The following is a 5,105-nucleotide window of genomic DNA, read 5'->3' on the forward strand; positions in this document are numbered from 1 at the left end:
CAATCTTATCTGTCGGTTTCTGTCTACTCTAGTCTAGCATTCACATCACCGTGCTCTTACCAACATAAGACCTCCGCAAACCTCAAGATATTTCTTCAACAAACGGTCAGAAAAATTTCATTAGCCATTCTTCTCTTGTAGTTAGCGCCAACGGGAGATCAAACGAAACCAGTGCTCGCTGCACTAACGGCAAGATAAGCCATATTAACTGAAAGGTTTTATTGTAAAATAACTCTTTAGTAATTATGTAAACATGATATAATCCTAATGATCATTTGCTTTGCTTTTTGTTGTGCGAGAAATCTGGAAAGTAGTGGTGGCGTGAAAAAAAGCTTAGTATTTCTGTTAGTGAATTTTTTAATCACATGGATCCCTTGGATTGTCGTAGCAGTCACCTTGGATCACAAAATGAAGGATGGCGAGCCCTTATTCGTCTTATACATCCTGGGAGGGTTATTAGGGCCTGTTCTATCCGCATTGATCGCTCAACGCTTTTTTGGGCCAAAGAGTGAATTTAAAGCATTTCTAAAGCAAATTATAAAATTCAAAGCTCCATGGATCGCTTATCCTTTTGTTATTTTTATCCCTCTCGTATTTTCGCTGCTGTCACAAGTTGTAGACGGTGCAAAGCTTGATTTTCCAGGACCTTATTATATGGTCTTATTGACGATTCCGATGTTTATGATCGGTGGCGGTTTGGAAGAGGTGGGTTGGCGCGGTGTTCTTCTTCCTGAACTCTTAAAGAAATTTTCACCTATTAAAGCGACAATAGTGGTTTCTGTATTTTGGGCAATATGGCACATCCCCCTTTGGTTCATTAATGGGACGGTGCAGACGGAATTGAATTTCTGGTGGTTTTGTGCTTCCGTGCTCTGGATGAGTGTGCTATTAAGTGTTGTCTATATTGCAACAAATAGTGTTTTTCTATGTATTCTAATGCACGCGCTCTTTAATTCGAATAACGCTTACTTTTCAACAGTTGTTCCGAGCAACGAATGGACGGAACCAGTTGGTACGATTATAAAAATTGCACTAAGCTTATGTGTTTTTATCATTGTATTAAATATGAAGCGGAAACGGCACGTAATAGTCAGCGAATCTGTACTGAACTGAGCGAAATACGCGAGAAAACCAATGGTAGAGACCATTGGTTTTCTTGTATTTTACGTTAACATCACAACATTCACAGTTTACAATGGGAGAAATGCTGAATGAATATTTCGGTGCCGAGGAGCCATGTGGTTTATCTGTGAGAGCCACCGTGTTAGTCACATAGTGCCATCATTTTAGTTTTCTGCAAACTAGGAAAGTAGGGGTGTAATATGAGGGCATTTATTATTACTGGAACCTCACGTGGGTTGGGGTTTGAGATATGTAAACAGCTCATACGACGTAATCATCTGATTTTCTCAATAGCTAGGAATAATAACGATTATCTTTTAGAACTTTCCAATCAGAACAGCTGTGCAATGCAATTTATAAAATATGATTTGCATGATACAGAAGGCATATCAGACTTAATTAAAGGGATACTGGAACGGATAAAAACTAAGATAGTATCAATAACGCTAATTAATAACGCAGCCCAAGTAACTCCGTTGGGATCTATAGATAAATGTAGTCCCGAGGATACAATTAGAAATGTACAGACTAACTTATTAGCACCAATTTTATTAACCCAATCTCTAATAAAGCATACTGAGCAGTGGAATATTCAAAGAACCATTGTGAATGTCTCCTCAGGTTCAGGAAAACAAGCTGCAGCGGGCATGAGCCTATACTGTGCTTCAAAAGCTGCATTAAATATGTTCACTTCTTGCATACATATTGAAAATCATAAGTTATTAACAACTTATACTGTCGACCCAGGAATGGTTGATACGGATATGCAAGCAGTTGCACGTAATGAAGAGTGCCTACCTATTGCAAAATTTTTTAAGGAGGCAAAGGAAACAGGTTCCTTAAAATCAGCCGAAAGTGTTGCTAAAAAAATAGTTAGAAGGATATTAAATTCTTACACCGATTGTGATGCATATTCGAAAAGTTAGCACCTTTGTTAATGGGTTAATTGACGCCGGCTTTGTTATTGATAAAGTAATCGAGGATTCATATGTCGACGATAACGATTCCTCTAATCCGAATAAATGGTATTCAGGTGTAAAGGCTCGGATAATACCTTCTACATTAATTATAAAAAGCCATAAACCTGTGAAGTGAAAAAGCAAAAATAGGAGGACATCGTGTTAAAAATTTACGAACTAAAAGATAAGGTCGAACATTTCGAAAATGCGGTGCAGCTGTTTTGGAGCCAATGGGAGACCGAGGAAAACTTTAATTTTTACCACGATTGTATGCTGCATTCAATCAAAACAGCTAGCGATTTGCCAAGCTTCTATATTGCTTTAGAAAGTGAATCGATAATCGGTACATACGCTTTGTTGCGAAACGATTTGATCTCTCGGCAAGATATATACCCGTGGCTCGCCTGCCTGTATGTCGCGCCTGGACATAGAGGTCGAAACATTGGAGGCACATTGCTTCAACATGCGCTCCAAGAAACTCGAAACAAGGGGTACGAAAAACTATATCTTTGTACCGATTTGGATGAATATTATGAGAAAAACGGATGGATCCATGTCGCTACCGGGTTCAGCATTACCGGTGATGAAACAAAGATTTATCAGGCCTCAGTATTCAACTAACTGATAACGCTGAAGAAATGCAGAAGGTGAATTCTACAACAACCACAAAACCACTGGTACCATTAACAGCGCGGTCACGATGCCGGCGATTCCCATCGCCAAGCCGCTGTAAGCGCCGGCTTCAGCGGAATCCCGCAGCAGGCGGGAGGTGCCGATTCCGTGAGCGGCCGTGCCGATCGCAAGTCCGACCGGGACGTCGCCGTCGATTCGCAGCAGCTTGAGCAGCGCCGGTCCCATCATGCTGCCGCTAAGGCCCGTCAGCACCGTCAATACGGCCGTCAATTCAGGCTGCCCGCCGATGACCCGAGCGATTTCGATTGTGATCGCCGACGTGGCGGATTTCGGCAGCGTTGCGAGCATCGCCTCATAAGAGCCCCCGAATGCCGTCATAATGAGCCAGCCTGAGGCAATGGACGCCGCACATCCGCAGGTGATCGAGCCCAGCATCCCGAGCAGCCGCTTCCTAATTACGTCCCTTTGTTTGTACAGCGGGACCCCCAGCGCTACAGTAGCTGGCCCCAGCAAAAACGTCAGCATGTCTCCGCCGATCGAGTAAGTCTCATAGGGGATGTTCATAAGCAATAACAGAGCTATTATGCTTCCCGAGGTCAGGAATAGCGGATGAAGCCAGGCAAATCGCTTGCCGATTCCCAAAGAAACGGCATATAAAGCGACGGTCAGCGTGATTCCGAACAATGGAGTATGCAATAGACTCAAAAAACCGTTATCCGCCATTGGCATCCCTCCTACGGTCTTCAGACGGAGCCCATTTGCTTGCAAGCAAACCGGTAACAAGTATCGGAACGGCAGTTCCCGCCACGAGAGACAGCGCGATCGGCAGCCACTCGCGGACAAGCATCGGAAAGAATACGATTGTGCCCACGATCAGCGGAGCAAAGAACAGCATCATATGCTTCAGCAGCAGGGAGGCGGTTTGCTCCACCCATTCCACCTTGACCCAGCCTGCAAACAAAGCGATTAGAAAACAGATCAATCCGAGCACGTTGCCGGGGATCGGAATGCGTGCCGCTTCCGCAATGGCAGTGCCCAGAAATTGAAACCCGAGAAGAATGGCTAAGCCTCGCACAAAAATCCCCGTTTCTTAAGTTCAAAAGTTGATGTTCATCACCATTCTAGCAACCGGAGCGGCATTTTGCACGAATTATGGATTTATTAATAGATTGTTCAGCGCAATGGGAAAGTGTTATATAATGGAAAAGTAGATTATCCCGGAAGGGCAGGAGATGTGTTGGATATAGAATTGTACAAAGTACCATTTGAGGAAAGTCGAGTTTTGGAAAATATTATTGAATATTATGTTTACGATTTCAGTGAATACTTGGACATCGATTTATCCGAATCCGGCAATTTTGGCTTTTACTCGTTGGAAAAGTATTGGACCGACACGGACGATCATCACCCCTTTATCATTAAGCTTTCGGATAAAATAATTGGTTTTGTGCTGGTGAGAAGTATATTTTTGAATGGCGAGAAAACAAATACGATTGCAGAATTTTTCATAATGAAGAGATACAGACGCAAAGGGCTAGGAGAAATAGCGGCAAAACGAATTTTCTCAATGTTTCAAGGTGCTTGGGAAGTGACTCAAATTGAAAGGAATCTGCCTGCACAGACTTTTTGGCGTAAAGTTATTTCTGAATACACGAACGGCACCTACGTTGAAACATATCATGATGGGAAATTCAAACAATCCTTTAACAGTTAGCGGTTAAAAGTGATCAACTATCATGCTTTGATGATCGGAAAAGCGGTGTAAAAAGTTATGAAAAACGAAAAGCGACCATTTGTTATTGCCATTGCGGCCGTTTCTGGCGGAGGAAAAACAACAGTAGCAACTTATTTGAACGAAGCGCTAAAAAAATCCAAATCACTATTTTTTGATGACTACGATTTCGACGGGCCAGATGACATTATCGATTGGGTTGACAATGGAGCAAATTATGACGAGTGGAACTTGGCTCCTCTTATTAGGGATTTGAAGTCGTCGCTTAATGAGCCCTTAGATTACATTGTCTTAGATTTTCCTTTTGCCTATAAACACTCTGATATAAAAGATCTCATAGATATTGCGGTTTTTATTGACACTCCTTTGGATGTTGCGATGGCACGTCGTATTATTAGAGATTTTAAGGATCGCTCTGTCGATCATATTATGCGGGAAATGGAAAATTATATTTTCCGTGGAAGACGGGGTTATCTTGAGATGTTACATACAATTAAACCAAATAGCGACATCATCGTCGATGGAACTTTACCAATCCGCGAAATTGCAGGCATAATCATCGACAAGCTGAACAAAGGGCAGGATCGTTGTATAAAGGTAAATGAAACCGGTTAAAAGGAGCCATTCCTGTAATGAAGTAATTTGCCCTTTGAAAAGAA

General features: G+C 42.3%; 7 protein-coding genes. 5 read left to right on the forward strand and 2 right to left on the reverse strand.

Annotated features, from left to right (window positions below):
- Window positions 1-267 precede the first annotated feature (267 nt).
- From PT964_RS26110 to PT964_RS26120, 3 genes are all read left to right on the forward strand, one after another.
- On the forward strand, window positions 268-1,113 hold the full coding sequence (locus tag PT964_RS26110; protein WP_274366291.1) for a CPBP family intramembrane glutamic endopeptidase: 846 nt from the start codon (window positions 268-270) through the stop codon (window positions 1,111-1,113).
- A 209-nt stretch (window positions 1,114-1,322) separates the two neighbouring features.
- Window positions 1,323-2,048 carry an SDR family NAD(P)-dependent oxidoreductase gene (locus PT964_RS26115; RefSeq protein WP_274366292.1) on the forward strand — a complete coding sequence of 242 codons (726 nt, stop codon included), beginning with the start codon at window positions 1,323-1,325 and terminating at the stop codon, window positions 2,046-2,048.
- A 192-nt stretch (window positions 2,049-2,240) separates the two neighbouring features.
- Window positions 2,241-2,702, forward strand: a complete 462-nt coding sequence (locus tag PT964_RS26120; protein WP_274366293.1) for a GNAT family N-acetyltransferase — start codon at window positions 2,241-2,243, stop codon at window positions 2,700-2,702.
- A 33-nt stretch (window positions 2,703-2,735) separates the two neighbouring features.
- On the opposite strand, the gene PT964_RS26125 is transcribed toward PT964_RS26120, so the two are convergent.
- Window positions 2,736-3,437, reverse strand: a complete 702-nt coding sequence (locus tag PT964_RS26125) for an LrgB family protein (RefSeq protein ID WP_274366294.1) — start codon at window positions 3,435-3,437, stop codon at window positions 2,736-2,738.
- Window positions 3,427-3,789, reverse strand: coding sequence for a CidA/LrgA family protein (locus tag PT964_RS26130; RefSeq protein ID WP_274366295.1), 363 nt, complete (start codon window positions 3,787-3,789; stop codon window positions 3,427-3,429). Before PT964_RS26130 ends, PT964_RS26125 begins: the two co-directional genes overlap by 11 nt.
- 159 nt (window positions 3,790-3,948) lie before the next feature.
- Between PT964_RS26130 and PT964_RS26135 the strand changes: the two genes are divergently transcribed.
- Window positions 3,949-4,428: a GNAT family N-acetyltransferase gene (locus PT964_RS26135; protein ID WP_274366296.1), complete on the forward strand. Its 480-nt coding sequence runs from the start codon at window positions 3,949-3,951 to the stop codon at window positions 4,426-4,428.
- A gap of 57 nt (window positions 4,429-4,485) precedes the next feature.
- Window positions 4,486-5,061 carry a nucleoside/nucleotide kinase family protein gene (locus PT964_RS26140; RefSeq protein ID WP_274366297.1) on the forward strand — a complete coding sequence of 192 codons (576 nt, stop codon included), beginning with the start codon at window positions 4,486-4,488 and terminating at the stop codon, window positions 5,059-5,061.
- Window positions 5,062-5,105: the final 44 nt, after the last annotated feature.

The organism is Paenibacillus thermotolerans (assembly GCF_028745515.1).
Taxonomy (GTDB): Bacteria; Bacillota; Bacilli; order Paenibacillales; family YIM-B00363; genus Paenibacillus_AE; species Paenibacillus_AE thermotolerans.